Source organism: Rhodovulum euryhalinum, assembly GCF_004342445.1.
Classification (GTDB): domain Bacteria; phylum Pseudomonadota; class Alphaproteobacteria; order Rhodobacterales; family Rhodobacteraceae; genus Rhodovulum; species Rhodovulum euryhalinum.
In genome coordinates this window covers 196,803-214,137 of sequence record NZ_SLWW01000001.1, presented here as the reverse complement: position 1 = coordinate 214,137, position 17,335 = coordinate 196,803, and the positions used below count along the sequence as shown (strand labels likewise).

Annotated in this window: 15 protein-coding genes; 12 read left to right on the top strand and 3 right to left on the bottom strand. The window is 67.7% G+C overall.

The annotated features are described in order from the left end of the window. The first annotated feature begins 72 nt into the window (after positions 1-72). Complete coding sequence (locus EV655_RS01005; protein WP_132540434.1) at positions 73-1,278, top strand: glycosyltransferase; 1,206 nt, start codon at positions 73-75, stop codon at positions 1,276-1,278. A gap of 7 nt (positions 1,279-1,285) precedes the next feature. Here the strand turns inward: EV655_RS01005 and EV655_RS01000 are convergent, their stop codons facing one another. Continuing rightward, a complete protein-coding gene (locus EV655_RS01000; RefSeq protein WP_132540431.1) occupies positions 1,286-3,958 on the bottom strand; it encodes a Hint domain-containing protein in 2,673 nt (890 codons plus the stop codon). Between the two features lie 686 nt (positions 3,959-4,644). On the opposite strand from EV655_RS01000, the gene hemP reads away from it, so the two are divergent. From hemP to EV655_RS00950, 10 genes are all read left to right on the top strand, one after another. Beyond that, positions 4,645-4,794: a hemin uptake protein HemP gene (gene hemP, locus EV655_RS00995; RefSeq protein WP_207901922.1), complete on the top strand. Its 150-nt coding sequence runs from the start codon at positions 4,645-4,647 to the stop codon at positions 4,792-4,794. Continuing rightward, complete coding sequence (locus tag EV655_RS00990) at positions 4,791-5,252, top strand: hypothetical protein (protein WP_132540425.1); 462 nt, start codon at positions 4,791-4,793, stop codon at positions 5,250-5,252. The genes hemP and EV655_RS00990 overlap by 4 nt, the downstream gene beginning before the upstream one ends. Before the next feature lie 125 nt (positions 5,253-5,377). Further along, positions 5,378-5,668 carry a ribbon-helix-helix domain-containing protein gene (locus EV655_RS00985; protein WP_132540421.1) on the top strand — a complete coding sequence of 97 codons (291 nt, stop codon included), beginning with the start codon at positions 5,378-5,380 and terminating at the stop codon, positions 5,666-5,668. A 97-nt stretch (positions 5,669-5,765) separates the two neighbouring features. Next, positions 5,766-6,161: a VOC family protein gene (locus EV655_RS00980; protein ID WP_132540418.1), complete on the top strand. Its 396-nt coding sequence runs from the start codon at positions 5,766-5,768 to the stop codon at positions 6,159-6,161. 52 nt (positions 6,162-6,213) lie between these two features. Next, on the top strand, positions 6,214-6,738 hold the full coding sequence (locus EV655_RS00975) for a Twin-arginine translocation pathway signal (RefSeq protein WP_132540415.1): 525 nt from the start codon (positions 6,214-6,216) through the stop codon (positions 6,736-6,738). Between the two features lie 21 nt (positions 6,739-6,759). Continuing rightward, positions 6,760-8,331: a GMC family oxidoreductase gene (locus EV655_RS00970; RefSeq protein ID WP_132540412.1), complete on the top strand. Its 1,572-nt coding sequence runs from the start codon at positions 6,760-6,762 to the stop codon at positions 8,329-8,331. 357 nt (positions 8,332-8,688) lie between these two features. Continuing rightward, positions 8,689-9,711, top strand: a complete 1,023-nt coding sequence (locus EV655_RS00965; protein WP_132540409.1) for a TRAP transporter substrate-binding protein — start codon at positions 8,689-8,691, stop codon at positions 9,709-9,711. A gap of 85 nt (positions 9,712-9,796) precedes the next feature. After that, entirely contained in the window at positions 9,797-10,426 is a 630-nt protein-coding gene (locus tag EV655_RS00960; protein ID WP_424511290.1) for a TRAP transporter small permease, read from the top strand. Between the two features lie 3 nt (positions 10,427-10,429). Then, positions 10,430-11,716, top strand: coding sequence for a TRAP transporter large permease (locus tag EV655_RS00955; protein WP_132540403.1), 1,287 nt, complete (start codon positions 10,430-10,432; stop codon positions 11,714-11,716). Positions 11,717-11,738: 22 nt separating this feature from the next. Then, positions 11,739-12,176: a universal stress protein gene (locus EV655_RS00950; RefSeq protein WP_132540400.1), complete on the top strand. Its 438-nt coding sequence runs from the start codon at positions 11,739-11,741 to the stop codon at positions 12,174-12,176. Here EV655_RS00950 and EV655_RS00945 read toward each other — a convergent pair. After that, entirely contained in the window at positions 12,173-12,658 is a 486-nt protein-coding gene (locus EV655_RS00945) for an Lrp/AsnC family transcriptional regulator (RefSeq protein ID WP_132540397.1), read from the bottom strand. The two genes, EV655_RS00950 and EV655_RS00945, sit on opposite strands and share 4 nt — an antisense overlap. Positions 12,659-12,806: 148 nt before the next feature. Here EV655_RS00945 and EV655_RS00940 point away from each other — a divergent pair, with 148 nt between their 5' ends. Continuing rightward, on the top strand, positions 12,807-16,403 hold the full coding sequence (locus EV655_RS00940) for a hydantoinase B/oxoprolinase family protein (protein WP_132540394.1): 3,597 nt from the start codon (positions 12,807-12,809) through the stop codon (positions 16,401-16,403). Here the strand turns inward: EV655_RS00940 and bhcR are convergent. Further along, positions 16,400-17,215 (bottom strand): HTH-type transcriptional regulator BhcR, encoded by an 816-nt coding sequence (gene bhcR / locus EV655_RS00935; protein WP_132540391.1) that lies wholly within the window; start codon positions 17,213-17,215, stop codon positions 16,400-16,402. The two genes, EV655_RS00940 and bhcR, sit on opposite strands and share 4 nt — an antisense overlap. Positions 17,216-17,335: the final 120 nt, after the last annotated feature.

The following is a 17,335-nucleotide window of genomic DNA, read 5'->3' as shown; positions in this document are numbered from 1 at the left end:
CGCGATCCGCCCTTCCGGGCGCGCGGGGCGCCCGGCAAGGCTTTGTTCACCGGCGTCGCGTAGGCCTCGGCCATGGAGATCCTGTTCTCGCATCTGAACTTCCCGGCGCAGTTCGGGGCCTTCGGCGCCTATCTCGCGCGGCAGGGCTGGTCGGTCACCTTCGTGACCGAGCGCGAGGGGGTAACGCCGCCCTCCGGGTGCCGGGTGCTCCGCATGACGCCGCATCGCGCGCCGACCGAGGGTGTCCACCGCTTTGCCCGGCCGCTGGAAGGCGCGATGATCAACGGGCAGGCCTTTGCCAATGCCGCGCTGGCGGCGCAGCGCAAGGGGCTGTCGCCGGATATCGTGGTCGCCCATTCCGGCTGGGGCGCGGGCACCTTTGCCAAGGCGGTCTGGCCGCGGGTGAAATATGTCAGCTATGTCGAATGGTACTACCGCCACCCGCCGGTGGACGCGGTCGGCGCCGTGCCGGGGGGCAACGACCCCGACGGCCGGGCGCTGGCGCTGGCCCGGAACGCGCCCACGCTGATGGACCTGGCCGAGGCCGATCTGGTGCTTTGCCCGACGCGGTTCCAGGCTGACCAGTTTCCCGGCTGGATGCGTGACCGGATCACGGTGCTGCACGACGGGGTCGATACCGACTTCTTCACACCGGACCCCGGGGCGCGGCCCGACGTGCCGGGCGTCGCCTTGCCCGACGACGCCGAGATCGTCAGCTATGCCACCCGCGGCATGGAACCCACCCGGGGTTTTCCGGAATTCATGCGCGCGGTCGCCGTGCTGCAGGCGCGCCGGCCAAGGCTGCACGTGGTGATCGGCGGGCAGGACCGGGTCGCCTATGGCGCGCAGCCCACGGACGGCAAGGGCTGGAAGGCACGCATGCTGGACGAGCTCGACCTCGACGAGACGCGGTTGCACTGGCCGGGCCTGCTGCCGCGGCGGCCCTGGCGGACGCTGTTGCAGGCGACGCATGTGCATGTCTACCTGACGGTGCCCTTCGTGCTGTCCTGGTCGATGATCGAGGCGATGGCGGCGGGCGCGCCGCTGGTGGTTTCGGACTGTGCCCCGGTGCGCGAGGCGGTCGTGCCCGGCATCTCGGCCGAAATGGTCGACCACCGCGACCCCGAGGCGCTGGCCTCGGCGATCGCGCGGCTTCTGGACGACCGCGCGCGGGCGGCGCGGCTGGGGCAGGGCGCGCGCGCGGCCGCCGCGCGGCTGTTCGCGGCGTCCTCGATCTATCCGGCGAAGGCGCGGCTACTCGGCGACCTGGTGCGCTGACGGCCCCCTACCATCCGGCCAGATCGCGGATCGTGGGCGGCAGTTCGGCGAACCGTGCAAAGCGTCTGGCGGTGGGTCCATAGCTGCGGTCGGGTGCGGTGTGGAACATCGCGGGAAAAAGGCGGGCAAGTTCGTCAAGGGGGCCGCGATCGAGGGCGGCCAGCGCCCAGGGGCCGGGATAGAAGCTCTCGGAGGGGGTGCCGTTGGCGTAGACGATCTGGTGCTGTCCGAACATCAGGTGGATGTATGTGACGCTGCGGCATCCTTTCGCCACCCGCGCCTTGCCGCCGCTCATCCGGGCCAGGTGGATCGCGCGCACCAGCGTCTCGCCGCCGCCCGCCCGCGGCACCACGACGCCATGCTGGGGCGAGACGACCAGCGGTGACTGGCCGCCAAGAAGCCCGGGCGCCAGGATCACCGGACGCAGCCGCGGGTTAAGCGCAAGCTGGGCCGGGCCAAGCCGGCGCTCTGCGATCCAGACGATCCGCTGCGGGCCGCCGTCGCGGGTGGTCACCATGTGCCCGGGGCGCAGCACCTCGATCGGTACCTCGCCGCCTGGCGTGCGGATCAGGGTGCCGGCGGTAAAGCAGACGACGGCAGTGTTTTCCTCGGTGTAGAAGCTGCTGTCGGCGGTGGCGCCGGTCAGGGTCAGGCTGCCCGTCCCGAACTGGGCGTTGTCGGAATAATCGACCGCCCGGCCCTTGGCATCCACGGTGTTCGACTGGTTCAGGAGGCCGTCATCGGCCTGGTCGGCATAGATCTGCTGGAGGTTGTCGTAGAAGGCCGAAAGGTCGATGAAATCGTTGTTGGAGGCGTCGCCATCGGAAAGCGTGCCCGAATTGCCGGTGTTGAAATCGGCGATCGTGTCGGTGCCGTCGCCCGCGGCATAGACGAAGCTGTCATCGCCAGATCCGCCCGCCAGGCTGTCGCTGCCACCTCCCCCCGCCAGCGTGTCCTGCCCCGAGCCGCCCGACAGCGTGTCCGCGCCGATGCCGCCGGAAAGCGAGTCGTTCCCCGACCCGCCCAGCAGCGTGTCGTCGCCGAGGCGGCCGTCGGCGGTGACCGCGGCCAGCGACAGAGTCGCGTCGACGCGGTCGGCCTGCTCGGTCAGCGACAACCGCTCGATCTCGTGGAAGGTGGCGGTGTCGATCCCGTCGGTGAAGGTACCGGTCTCGCTGCCGGAATAGGTGACCGTCACCGCGCGGTCGACGTAGTCGAAGAAGTAGAAGTTCAATGCGTCGGAGTCGGTTCCGCCCTCGCCGCCATGGATGGTGTCGCTGCCGAATTCGGTGTCGACATTGATGGTGTCGGCCCCGTCGTCGCCATAGATCATGTCCAGATCGCCACGGCCCGCCCACAGGACGTCGTCACCGGCGCCGCCATGGACCGTGTCGGTGCCGAAGCCGTCATAGATGGTGTCGTTGCCCGCGCCGCCATCGACCAGATCGTTCCCGAAACTGGCGCTGATGCTGTCATTCCCGTCGCCGCCGGACAGCGTGTCATCGCCGTAATCCGCGGTGATCGTGTCGTTGCCGTCCCCACCGGAGATGCTGTCGGCCCCGCTGCCCGAGAAGATCCGGTCGTTTCCGGCACCGGCATCGACATCTATGCCGATTGTGTCTGCGGTTCCGCTCAGCGTGTCTGCAAAATCGCTGAGGATCAGCCGCTCGATCCCCGAGAAGGTCAGCATATCGGTGCCGTCGGTGATCCGTCCGGCCTCGACCCCGGTATAGCTGACGCTGACCGGGCCGCCCAGCGCCGACAGGTCGATGAGGTCGTCGTCGATGCCGGTCTCGCCACCCGTGATCTGGTCCGCTCCGAAACCGTCCTCGATCAGGATCGTGTCAGAGTCCGCGCCGCCGAGGATGGTGTCGGCGCCGGTGCCGCCGGCAAGCAGGTCGTTGCCCGTGGCCCCCTCGACATAGTCGTTCCCGGCGCCGCCGAGGACCGTGTCGTCGCCGCCGTCGCCGCCGAGATCGTCGTTGCCGATGCCGCCGTCGATGCTGTCATTCCCGAGATCGGCGTAGATCTCGTCGTTGCCCTCCTCGCCGAAGATCGTGTCGTTGCCGCGCCCGGCCCAGATCGTGTCATCGCCCGCGCCCGCCAGAACCGTCTGGCCGCTCAGGTCCGCGCCGGAGGTCAGGAAATCGGCGCTGCCGGTAAGGATGAACCCTTCGATCTGGGAAAAGGTGGCGGTATCGGTGCCGTCGGTGATGATCCCGGCCTCGTTGCCGAAATAGTCGACCGTCACCCGCCCGCCGAGCAGCGACAGGTCCACGATATCGGAATCGGTGCCGCCCTCGCCCCCGGTGATCGTGTCGGCGCCGAACCCGTCGTCTAGGATCACGGTATCCGCCCCGTCCCCGCCAAGGAGGTTGTCCGCCGCAGTCGTGCCAACCAGAGAATCGCCGCCCTGGCTCCCGATGACCGTCTGGAAGAAGGACAGCAGCGTCGCCCCGCCAAGCGTCGCATCCGGGCTGCCGATATATCCGGCGTCGCCGACGACAAAGCTGGTAGTGCCATCGCTGAGGGTGATCGTGTTCAGCCCGGGGTCGAACTGCACCGAGAAATCCGACGGCAGCAACGAGAAGTCGAGCGTGTGGCCCGGCCCGGATTCCGCGATGCCGGCCCAGAATGCGCTGGAATTCCACGTGTTGAGCGTGACGGCATAGGTGGTCATGCGGGATCTCCCGCGCACCGCCGTCCGTTGGCCGGGTCCTGGCCGGTACCGGTCGGTCCTGCCCTGGCGGTCGCACGGCAGCGCAGCGCGCGGCCCCGTTGGTCGGCGCGTCGCCCGCCCGGGGGCTGGGGCCTGCCGGCGCAAAGGCCGGGGCCGGGCTTGTGTCCAACGTCCATGCGGGCTCTGTCGGCCAGGGAAGCGGCGCCCGGAGCTTGCCGGGACAGAATGAATATGGCCTTAACGGCGGCGCCCGAGATGGCGCGGGGCAGGCAATCCCGTGACGCCGGTCCGTTCCGGTGCCCCTGCGTCGTCGGCATGCGGGGATGACAAGGCCCTTTTCCTGCGAATTGAAAGTTGATAGAAAGAGTCGGGTAACGGGCCGGTCCTTTGTGGTTGGCCCGTCCGGAAAACACCAGGCCCCAGCCCTTATGCCCGGTCCCCTGCGTGAATGTGACAGAGGTCGGGATGACTCCATCCGGTTCCATGCTGCTGCATCCGCGAACGGGCTGCCCCCGATCTTCGCAACAATGCACGGCCCGGAAGGGCGGGTGCGGCCGGCATGGGCGGGACAAACGGAACAAGGACAGGAGGTCGAGAATGACGCGGAACGAAACCGGATGCGGGCGCATCGGATGGGTGGGCGGTACAGTGGGGCGGAACGCGATCCGGAGGGGCGGGCGATGAGCATGGTCGCGTCGATCCGCGAGAACACCGCCGCGCCGGTGCATGACGCGCGCATCCTGACCGGGGGCGGGACGACCGCGGTGATCGTGCTGGATGGCAGCGCCTACACCCTGCGCATCACCCGCGCAGGCAAGCTGATCCTGACGAAATGAGCGCGCTTTCCCGAACCCGCGGCGCGGCTCCCGTTGCCCTGCTGGACGAGTTGCCACCGGTCGAGCGGGCGGCGGTGCGATGCCTGCGGGGCTGGACCGGCGGGACGGCGGCGCGGGTTCGGATGCGGCGCAACTTTGCCCGGGTCTTCGGCGCCGCCGCCGACGTGCAGCAAGAGGCGCTGGACGTGCTGATGGATCTGGTGCTGGGGGCGGCGCGGCGGCCGCTGGCGCGGAACGCCCCGGATCATCCCGAGGTCGGCGGTGACGAGAACGCCTTTGCCCAGATGGTGGCGGCCGCGGTCGGCGGCGAGCGCGACGAGGCGCTGGTGTTCGCGCTGGCGCTGATGGGCCCCGAGGCCGCGTTCGAGGCGGTGATCGTCGCCGAGCGGCTGGGCCTTGCGCTGCTGGGGCTGCTGCGCGCCCGCCCCGGCGCGCCGCTGGCGCGGCATCTGAACTGACCGGCGGCCCGCGCGCGGCCCAAGGCGCTTGGTCCGGGCTTCGGACTCGGGTTAGACTTGTCCTCTGGAAGAACGGGGTGGCGCGTCATGGGCGTCGGCGCCGGCCCACAGGGAGGACAAGGCCCATGTGCCAGATCTTTGCGGGTCAGGATCCGCGCCGCTATGAATGTACCACCAGGCGGCTGCGCCTGAATGGTCAGAGCACCAGCATCAGGCTGGAAAACAGCTTCTGGGCGATCCTGGACGAGATCGCCACGACCGAGGGGGTGACCACGCCCGCCTTCCTGTCGAAGCTGCATGCCGAGGTTCTGGAACTGCATGGTGAGCCGGTGAACTTCACCTCGCTCTTGCGCTGCGCCTGCCTGGTCTTCATCGAAACCGGGCGCCGGGGCGGGGTGGCCATGGCCGCCGAATAGCGCGCCCCGGCGGGGGTAGTAGATCGCTACTACCCGGGGGCCTGCCCGTCCGGTCTATGATTCCTTCCGATCCCGCAACGACAGGCAGGAGGAAGGCTTGGCCAAGGCGATCCACAGCATGATCCGCGTGCTCGACGAGGCGCGCTCGGTGGCGTTCTACGAAAAGGCGTTCGGGTTGAGGGTCGCGGACCGGCTCGACTTTCCCGAATTCACGCTTGTCTACATGTCGAACCCGGAATCCGAGTTCGAGGTCGAGCTGACCGTGAACAAGGGCCGGACCGAGCCCTATGACCTGGGCAACGGCTATGGCCATCTGGCGGTGTCGGTCGACGACCTGGACGCGGAACATGCCCGCTTCGAGGCTGTGGGGCTGAACCCGCGCAAGCTGGTCGCCTTTGCCCCGGCGGGCGAGGTGATCGCGCGGTTCTTTTTCGTCGCGGACCCGGACGGCTACCAGATCGAGGTGTTGGAGCGCGGAGGACGGTTCAAGTAACGCATTTCCGGGCGGTTGGGAGGCCGCCTGTCATTTCGAGGGAGGAGAAACAATGACAACCACCGCAGACGTCCGGGGGATGACCCGGCGCCAGCTCTTGTCGCGAGCCACCGCGGCGGGGGCATCCTTCGTCGTGGGGGCGGGCTTCATCGCCGCGCCCGACGCGGCCTGGGCCTATGAAACCACGCATATCAAGCCCGAAGCCTTCGCCACGCTGGTGCAGATGGCGCGCGATATCTACCCCCACGACCGCATCCCCGACGAGAACTACGTGCTCGCGGTCAAGGGCTATGACACGCCCGAGGCCGCGCCCGCGATCGAGGCCGGCATCGCCGCGCTGGATGCCGCGGCGCATGGCAAGGGCTTTCCCGGCTATCTCGGCACCGGGTGGGAGCGGGACCGCGTGGATATCCTGCGCGGCATGGAGGAAAGCGGGTTCTTCCAGATGATCCGCGGCGGGCTGGTGACCGGGCTTTACAACCAGAAAGCGGTCTGGCCGATCTTCGGCTACGAGGGCGAGAGCTATAGCCAGGGCGGTTATCTGGAACGCGGCTTCGACGATATCAGCTGGCTGTAAGGCCATAGGGAGGAAAGAACTATGGCTGCACCTTTTGATCTGACCGACGACAGCGTGGTCGTCATCATCGGCACCGGCGCGGGCGGGGGCGTGCTTGCGAACGAACTGGCCCAGAAGGGCGTGAGCGTCGTGGCGCTGGAGGCGGGCGGACGGTACCTGCCCGAGGATTACGTCAACGACGAGTGGGAAAGCTTCGGGCAACTGGCCTGGGTGGACCCGCGCACGACAAGCGGCGACTGGCGCGTGGCGAAGGACTTTTCCGGCCTGCCCGCCTGGATCGTCAAGGCGGTGGGGGGCACCACGACGCACTGGGCGGGGGCCTCGCTGCGGTTCCAGGACCATGAATGGAAGGCCGCGACGACCTATGGGCCGGTGCAGGGGGCGAACCTGCTGGACTGGCCGATCGACGCCGCCGAGATGGCGCCCTGGTACGACAAGGCCGAGGCCAAGCTGGGCGTGACGCGCACCGGCGGGCGCGAGGGGCTGCCGGGCAACAACAATTACAAGGTGTTCGAGGCGGGCGCCAAGGCGCTGGGCTACACCGAGGTCCATACCGGCCGGATGGCGATCAACTCGGCCGAGTATGACGGGCGCACCTTCTGCCACCAGACCGGGTTCTGTTTCCAGGGCTGCAAATGGGGGGCCAAGTGGTCCTCGGCCTATACCGACATCCCGCGGGGCGAGGCGACCGGTAACCTGGAGGTGCGGGAACGGTGCCACGCGGCGCGCATCCTGCATGACGACAGCGGCAAGGTCACCGGCGTCGAGTATTTCGACGCGGACGGAAACCTGCAGATGCAGGCCGCGCGGGTGGTCTGCGTGGCGGGCAACTCGTTCGAAAGCCCGCGGCTGTTGCTGAACTCGGCCTCGTCGATGTTCCCCGATGGGCTGGCGAATTCCTCGGGGCAGGTGGGGCGCAACTACATGCGGCACATGACGGGGTCGGTCTACGCGACCTTCGACAAGCCGGTCAGGATGTGGCGCGGCACCACCATGGCGGGGATCATCCAGGACGAGGCGCGGCACGATCCAAGCCGCGGCTTCGTCGGCGGCTATGAACTGGAGACGCTGGCGCTGGGCATTCCGTTCATGGCGGCCTTCCTCGATCCCGGCGCCTGGGGGCGCGAGTTCACCAGTGCGCTCGATGCCTATGAGAACATGGCGGGCATGTGGATCGTCGGCGAGGACATGCCGCAGGAGACCAACCGGGTAACGCTGAACCACGCCGTCAAGGACCAGTTCGGCCTGCCGGTGGCGAACGTCCATTTCAGCGACCACCCCAACGACATCGCGATGCGCAACCACGCCTACAGGCAGGGCGTCGCGGTCTACGAGGCGGTGGGGGCGACCCGCACCTTCCCCACGCCGCCCTACCCCAGCACGCACAACCTGGGCACCAACCGGATGAGCGAGAAGGCGCGCGACGGGGTGGTGAACCGGTGGGGGCAGACCCACGACGTGCCGAACCTGTTCGTCTCGGACGGCTCGCAATTCACCACGGGGGCGGCCGAGAACCCGACGCTGACCATCGTGGCGCTGGCGATCCGGCAGGCCGACCACATCGCCCGCGAGATGTCCGCGCAGACCCTCTGAGCGACGGACGGTCAGATCCCGCGCGCGGCGCCCGGAAACCGGGCGCCGCGCGTTTTCTTTCGGGGCGGGACTGTCGTTGCGGTGGTCCGTCCGGGCGAAGATAGTTTATATTGACTAATCATTTGTGGGATTCCGGGGGCGGCTGCTTGACAATCGGGGCGTGGGCTGCAACCCTTGCTGCAATGAAAAAAGTTGTTTTCATAACCGGAGCCGGAGCGATCTGGCGCGGTCACGGTCTGTCTGGATCGGAAAATCCCTTCGTCACATGAAGCAGATGGCGCCCGCTGCGGCGCCCGCGACCGGGCCGAAGGGTCGGGCCTTTCCGGCCCGTGCGACAGCAACCAGAGGAGACACAACATGACCCATATCCACCGCCTGATGGCGACCGCCGCGCTCGGTCTTGCGCTGAGCGCCCCGACCGCCGGCGCCGAGACTTGGCGCTATGCCTTCGAAGAAGCGTTGGACGAGGTGCAGGGCATCTTCGCGCAGAAGTTCAAGGAAGAGGTCGAGGCCAATTCCGACCACGAGATCCAGCTGTTTCCTTATGGCACGCTGGGCGAATCCGCCGACACCATGGAACAGGCGCAGGCCGGCATCCTGCAATTCGTCGACCAGAGCCCGGGTTTCACCGGGTCGCTGATCCCTGAGGCGCAGGTGTTCTTCGTTCCCTACCTGCTGCCGACCGACACCGAGACGCTGGCCAGCTTCTTCCGGAACTCGGAGGCGATCAACGGCATGTTCCCCGAACTGTACGCCGAGCAGGGGCTGGAACTGCTGACGATGTTCCCCGAGGGCGAGGTGGCGATCACCACAAAGGAACCCTTCGCCAGCCCCGACGAACTGGACGAGGTCAAGGTGCGGACCATGACCAACCCGCTGCTGGTCGAAAGCTACAAGGCGTTCGGCGCGACGCCCACGCCGCTGCCCTGGGGCGAGGTCTACGGCGCGTTGCAGACCAACATCATCCAGGGCCAGGAAAACCCGATGTTCTTCATCGAGTCGACCAAGATGTACGAGGTGACCGACCACGTCACGATGATCGGGCACAACAACTTCACCACCGCGGTGATGGCCAACAAGGACTTCTATGACGGGCTGCCCGAAGAGGATCGGCAGGTGATCGAAAACGCCATCGACGTGGCCTTCGATCATATCATCGAGTACCAGAAGGGGCTGCACGAGACCTCGATCGAGAAGATCAAGGAGGCCAAGCCTTCGATGACCTTCACCACGCTGACCGAGGAGCAGCGCGCGCCCTTCCGGGAGGCCGCGCAGGAGGTCGAGGCGCGGTTCATCGAGATGACGGGCGAGGGCGGCCAGGCGATCCTCGACCAGATGAAGAAGGACCTTGCCGAGGCGCAGGAGGCATCCTCGAGCTGACGGCCTGGCCCCGGCCGGAGAGTGCATCGGCGGGCGCGCCATGGCGGCGTGCCCGCGCCTTCGAGCCCTTCTGAGGACCACCGCATTGTCGGACATCCCTTCTTCGTCGCAAACCCAGTCCCAGACCGATACCACATCGACGGATGACGCGGTCGAAACGGCCTATGTCTCGACCCTGCCGGGGGTTCTGGGCACGCTGGACGTCGGGATCGCGCGGCTGGAGTCCGTGCTGTTGGCGGGTGGTGTGCTGCTCATGGCGGTCAACACCATCGCCAACGTGGTCGGGCGCTATGTCTTTCAAAGCTCGCTGTTCTTCTCGGAAGAACTGAATCGCATCCTGATCATCGTCATCACCTTTGCCGGTATTTCCTATGCCGCGCGGCAGGGTCGGCACATCCGCATGTCGGCGATCTACGACGCGCTGCCCGGCCGCGCGCGCAAGGGGCTGATGATCGTGATCGCGCTGGTGACCGCCGGGTTCATGTTCCTTCTGTGCTGGTATTCGGCGCAATACCTGCTGACCCAGGCCGGGCGCGGGCGGGTCCTGCCTGCGTTGCAGATCCCGGTCTGGACGACGCTGATCATCGTGCCCGTGGGCTTCTTCATGACCGGGCTGCAATACCTGCTGACCGCCATCAAGAACATCATATCCAGGGATATCTACCTGTCCACCGTGGTCCTCGAGGGCTACGAGGAAGATGAGATGGAGGTCTGAGCCATGGGGGTCACGATCTTTTCCATCATGCTCGTCCTGCTTCTGCTCGGCTTTCCGATGATGATCCCGCTGATCGTGGGGGCCTTCGTGGGCTTCGTCACGCTGTTCGGCGGGCTTGGCCAACTGGAAACCATGATCCAGCAGATGATGGCGGGGATAAGGCCCGCCTCGCTGATCGCGGTGCCGATGTTCATCTTCGCCGCCGACATCATGACGCGCGGCCAGTCGGCGGGGCGGCTGATCGACATGGTGATGGCCTTTGTCGGCCATTTGCGGGGTGGGCTGGCGATTTCCACCGCCGCGGCCTGCACCATGTTCGGGGCGGTGTCGGGCTCGACCCAGGCCACCGTGGTCGCCATCGGCGGGCCGCTGCGGCCCCGGATGCAGAAGGCGGGCTATGGCGACAGTTTCATTCTGGCGCTGATCGTGAACGCCTCCGACATCGCCTTCCTGATCCCGCCCTCGATCGGGATGATCATCTACGGCGTGGTGTCGAACACCTCGATCGCCGAGCTTTTCATCGCGGGGATCGGGCCCGGGCTGCTGATCCTGGTGCTGTTCTCGATCTATGCCTGGATCTACGCGGCGCGGACCGGCGTGCCGACCGAGGACAAGGCAGACTGGGGCCTGCGCCTGCGCGCGGTGCGGGCCGCGCTCTGGCCGCTGGGGTTTCCGGCGATCATCATCGGTGGGATCTACGGCGGCATCTTCAGCCCGACCGAGGCGGCGGCGGCCTGCGTGCTGTATGCGCTGATCATCGAGATGGTGGTCTTTCGTGAACTGGATGTCGCGGGCGTCTACCGCACCGCGAAGTCCACCGGCCTGATCACCGCGGTGGTCTTCATTCTGGTGGCGGCGGGGGCGGCGTTTTCCTGGGTGATCTCGTTCGCCCAGATCCCGCAGGCGATCCTGTCGGGGGTGGGCATCGACGAGATGGGGCAGATCGGGGTTCTGTTCGTCATCTCGATCGCCTTCTTCATCGGCTGCATGTTCGTGGACCCCATCGTGGTGATCCTGATCCTGGTGCCGATCTTCGCGCCGGTGGTGAGTTCGGTGGGGCTTGACCCGGTTCTGGTGGGCACGCTGATCACGCTGCAGGTGGCGATCGGGTCGGCCACGCCGCCCTTCGGCTGCGATATCTTCACGGCCATCGCGGTGTTCAAGCGGCCCTATTGGGAGGTGATCCGCGGCACGCCGCCCTTCATCGTGATCCTGCTGGGGGTGTCGGTGCTGCTGATCTTCTTCCCTCAGATCGCGCTGTTCCTGCGTGACCTCGCCTTTGCCGACTGACGCCGCGACGAAAGGAGGACAGATGTTCACGTCGATCCTGGTGCCGTTCGATGGATCCCGGGGCGCCGAGCGGGCGCTGGGCAAGGCCATCGACCTGGCCCGGCTGTGCGGGGCCAGGCTGGAAATCCTGACGGTCTATCGCCACCATTCGATGCTTGAGGCGTCGCTCTCGATGGTGCGCAAGGAGGAACCCGGCAACCTGGACGACGTGATGCGCGGGCACGCGCGCGAGGTGGCCGAGTATGCCAAGGCGATCTGCGTGAAGGAGGGGCTGGAGAGCGTGCGCGCCTTCGTCAAGTCCGGGCCCGCGGCGCGGACCATCATCCGCTTTGCCAAGGAACACGGCCACGACGTGATCGTGATCGGCAGCCGGGGGCTGGGCTCGATCGAGAACTACCTTCTGGGCAGCGTCTCGCACAAGGTGACGGGGCTGGCCGATTGCCCGGTGCTGGTGGTCTAGGGCTGGTCCACGGGCAGCACGGTGGTGGCCTTGATCTCCTCCATCGACAGAAGGGCGGTGACGTTGAAGATGCGCACATCCGAGATCAGCGCCTGGTAGAACGTGTCATAGGCCGCGGCATCGGCCACGCGAACCTTGAGGATATAGTCGATCTCGCCCGCCAGCCTGTGCGCCTCCAGCACCTCGGGGCGGTTGCGGATCGCGTTGAGGAACCGGCGCTGCCACTCGGCCTCGTGTTCCGAGGTGCGGATCAGCACGAAAAAGCAGGTGCCGCGGTTCAGCGCCCCGGGGTCCACGATCACCGTCTGCTGGCGGATCACTCCCGCCTCGCGCATCTTGCGGATGCGGTTCCACACGGGCGTCTTGGACGAGCCGACCTTGCGGGCGATCTCGTCCAGCGACTGCCCGGCATCGGCCTGCAATTCACCCAGGATGCGTCGGTCGAGCGCGTCGAGCGCCGGTCCTTCGTCAGTTCGTGCCATCGCTCACTCCCGTCCGTTCCGGGGCCACATTCGGAACGATATCCTCTGGATGCAAGGGCAAAGCGCGTCCCGGTGGGACGGCGTTCGCGGTCTTGACCTCGGCCGGGCCCGGTGGACAAGGTGGCGCGGTCAGGCACAGGGGGCGGGCATGGGCAGAGCGGCGTGGGAATTCTGGATCGACCGGGGCGGCACCTTCACCGACATCGTGGCGCGCGCCCCGGACGGGCGGCTGGCGACCCACAAGCTTTTGTCCGAGAACCCCGAACGCTACCGCGACGCGGCCGTGCAGGGCATCCGCGAGGTGCTGGGGCTGGAGGCGGACGATCCGTTGCCCGAGGGCGCGATCCGGGCGGTCAAGATGGGCACGACGGTCGCCACCAATGCGCTGCTTGAGCGCACGGGCGAGCGGGTTCTGCTGCTGATCACCGAAGGGTTCCGCGATCTCCTGCGGATCGGCTATCAGACCCGGCCGCGGCTGTTCGACCTTGAAATCAAGCGGCCCGAGCTGCTGTACGAGGACGTGGCCGAGGTGGCCGAGCGGCTGGATGCCGAAGGCAACGTCCTGATTCCGCTGGACGAGGACGCGGCGCGGGCGGCGCTCAGGGCGGCGCACGCGCGTGGCATCCGGGCGGTCGCCATCGCATTGATGCACGCCTATCTGAACGGCGCGCATGAGGCGCGGCTGGCCGAGATCGCGGCCGAGGAAGGGTTCACGCAAGTTTCGGCCAGCCACCGCGTCTCGCGCCTCATCAAGCTGGTGGGGCGGGGCGATACGACCGTGGTCGACGCCTACCTCTCGCCGATCCTGCGCCGCTATGTCGACCAGGTGGCGGGCGCGCTGGACGTGGGCGCGGGGGGGTGCGAGCGGCTGTTGTTCATGCAGTCGAACGGGGGGCTGACCGATGCCGCGCTGTTCCAGGGCAAGGACGCGATCCTGTCAGGGCCCGCGGGCGGGATCGTCGGCATGGTCAAGACCGCCGAGGCCGCGGGCTTCGACCGGCTGATCGGGTTCGACATGGGCGGCACGTCGACCGATGTCAGCCACTATGCCGGGGAATACGAGCGCAGCTTCGAAACCGAGGTGGCGGGCGTGCGGATGCGTGCGCCGATGATGGACATCCACACGGTGGCAGCGGGCGGCGGGTCGATCTGCAAGTTCGATTCCGGCCGCTTCCAGGTGGGGCCGGAAAGCGCGGGCGCCGATCCGGGCCCGGCCTGTTACCGGCGCGGCGGGCCGCTGACGGTGACGGACTGCAACGTGATGCTGGGCAAGCTGAACCCCGACCATTTCCCGGCGGTGTTCGGGCCGGAGGGCGACCAGCCGCTGGACGTTGAAGCGGTGCGCAAGGGGTTCGCCGCGCTGGCTGAGGAGGTCGCCGCCGAGACCGGCGAGGCGCCGCGCAGCCCCGAAGAGGTGGCCGAGGGCTTCCTCAAGATCGCGGTCGACAACATGGCCAACGCGATCAAGAAGATCAGCGTGCAGCGCGGCCATGACGTGACCGGCTATACGCTGCAGTGCTTCGGGGGCGCGGGCGGGCAGCATGCCTGTCTTGTCGCCGACGCGCTGGGGATGAAGCGGGTGTTCCTGCACCCCTTCGCGGGCGTGCTGTCGGCCTATGGCATGGGACTGGCCGAGATCCGGGCGATGGAGGAATGCCAGCTGGACGCGCCGCTGGCCGATATCGCGGGGGCCGAGGCCGCGCTGGACGGGTTGCGGCGGAAGGCCGTGGCCGAGGTGGCGGGGCAGGGCGTGCCCGAGGACGCGATCCGCTGCGTGGCGCGCGCCCATCTGCGCTATGAAGGCTCGCACCAGACGCTGGAGGTGCCCTTCGGCACGCCCGAGCAGATTCAGGCGGCGTTCGAGGAGACGCACCTGGCGCGGTTCGGCTTCACCTCGCCGGAACGCGCGCTGTTCTTCGACATGCTGGACGTCGAGGCGATCGGCGAGACCGGCGAGGCACCCGCCGCGATGGCGCCTGAGGCCGCGGCGCAGGTCAAGGCCCGCGTGCCGGTCTACCTTGAGGGCGAGGCGGTCGAGGTGCCGCTGTATGACCGGGCGACGCTGGGCGCGGGCGCGCGGATCGACGGCCCCGCGATCATCACCGAACCCACCGGCACCAACATGGTGGAACCGGGCTGGGCGGCCCAAGTGGACGAGCGCGGCAACCTGATCCTTAGCCGCGTCAAAGCCAAGGCCCGCCCCCGCGCGCTGGGCACCGAGGCGGACCCGGTGCTGCTGGAAGTCATGTCGAACCTGTTCATGTCGGTGGCCGACCAGATGGGCGCGACGCTGGCCAATACCTCGTGGTCGGTCAACATCAAGGAACGGCTGGATTTTTCCTGCGCCATCTTCGATGCGGCGGGCGACCTGGTGGCCAACGCGCCCCATGTGCCGGTGCATCTCGGGTCCATGTCCGATTCCATCAAGACGGTGATGCGCGAGAATACCGGCGCGATCCGGCCCGGCGACGCCTTCATGCTGAACTCGCCCTACAATGGCGGCACGCACCTGCCCGACGTGACGGTGGTCACGCCCGTGTTTGTCGGTGACGAGGTGCTGTTCTGGCTGGGCTCGCGCGGGCACCATGCCGATATCGGCGGGCGCACGCCGGGGTCTTCGCCGCCCGACTCCAGCCATATCGAGGAAGAAGGCGTGCTGATCGATAATGTGCGCCTGGTCGACCGGGGGCGGCTGCTGGAGGCGGAGGCCGAGGCCGTGCTGCGTTCGGGCCGCTATCCCTGCCGCAACGTCGCGCACAACATGGCCGATCTCAAGGCGCAGGTGGCCGCGAACGAGACCGGGCGGCGCGAGCTGTTGAAAGTGGTGGAACAGTACGGCCGCGACGTGGTGGTGGCCTATACCGCCCATGTGCAGGACAATGCCGAGGAAAGCGTGCGCCGGGTGATCGGGCGGCTGTCCGATGGCAGCTTCACCTACCCGATGGACCACGGCGCGGTCATCAAGGTGGCGGTGCGCGTGGACCGCGCGGCGCGAGAGGCGGCGATCGACTTCACCGGCACGTCGGCCCAGCATGCCGGCAATTACAACGCGCCCTTCGCGGTCTGCCGGGCGGTGGTTCTGTATGTCTTCCGCACGATGGTCGGGGCGGACATTCCGCTGAACGAGGGCTGCCTGAAGCCTTTGAAGATCATCGCGCCCGAGGGCTCGATGCTGAACCCGGCCTATCCGGCGGCGGTGATCGCGGGCAACACCGAGGTCAGCCAGGCGGCCTGCAACGCCCTCTATGGCGCGCTGGGGGTGATCGCGGGCAGCCAGGCGACGATGAACAATTTCGTCTGGGGCAACGACCGCTTTCAGAACTATGAAACGATCGCGGGTGGCACCGGGGCGGGTCCCGGGTTCAACGGCTGCGACGCGGTGCAAAGCCACATGACCAACACGCGGATGACCGACCCGGAAGTGCTGGAAAAACGCTTCCCCGTGCGGCTGGAGGCGTTCGGCATCCGGGCCGGGTCCGGTGGCGCGGGGCGCTGGCATGGCGGCAACGGGGTGATCCGGCGGCTGCGGTTCCTGGACGACGTGACGGTGACGACGCTGTGTTCGCATCGGGAAATCCCGCCTTTCGGCGTCGATGGCGGGGCGCCGGGCGCGGTGGGCGAGAACTGGACGGAATGGCCCGACGGCCGGCGGGAACGGCTGAAGGGCAATGACGAGATCGCGCTGCCCGCGGGCGCGTTGTTTGAGCTGCGCACGCCGGGCGGCGGGGGCTGGGGCACGCGCTAGCCCGGCGTGCTGCCCCCGATGGCCGCGGTCACGCTGTCGGCGGCGCGGCGCACCTCCTGGCCCATGCGCGTGGCCTCGGACAGGGTCATGCGAAAGGCCGGGCCCGACACCGACAGCCCCGCGACCGGTTCGCCATGGGCGTTGAAGATGGGGGCGGCGACGCAGCGCATGCCCTCGGCGCGTTCCTGGTCGTCGATGGCGAAGCCGCGCTCGCGGGTGCGGGCCAGATCGCGGGCGAGGCTGGCCTCGGACGTGATCGAGAGCGAGGTGAAGCCGTTCAGCCCCTTCTCGGCCACGATCCGCGCGACCCGCGCCTCGGGGTAGTAGGCCAGCAGCGCCTTGCCGATGCCCGAGACATGCATCGGGCTGCGGGTGCCGGGGGGGAAGAAGGCGCGGATTGCCTCGTGGGTTTCGACCTGGGTCAGGAACAGCACCTCGTCGCGGTTCTCGATGCCCAGATTGGCGGTCTCGCCGGTGGCGCGCATCAGCGCCTGCATCGCGCCCCGCGAGCGTTCGGCGACATTGGCCCGGCGCAGGAAGCCCGAGCCGATGCGGAACGCCCCCGCGCCCACATGCCAGCGCTGGGCGCCCTCCTCGAACTCGACGATCTCGTGGCCCTGGAGCGTGACCAGCACGCGGTAGACGGTGGCCGCACTTTGCCCCGAGCGGTCGGCCAGTTCGGTCAGCGTCAGCCCGTTTGTCTTGGCCAGCGCCCTGAGCAGCGCCATCGCCCGGTCGAGCGACTGGATCGTGTTCTGCTCGGTCTTGTCGTGAAAGGCGCGGGGGCGGCCGCGGGGCCTGGCCTGGGTCATGCGAGTCGGGTCCTCCGTCGGCGTTGCAGCAAAATGAAATATTTTTTCATTTAATGAAAGCCGAAAAGCGGTGCGATTTCAGGGGTGTTACTGGTTTTTTCATCCAGCGCATGATTTTTT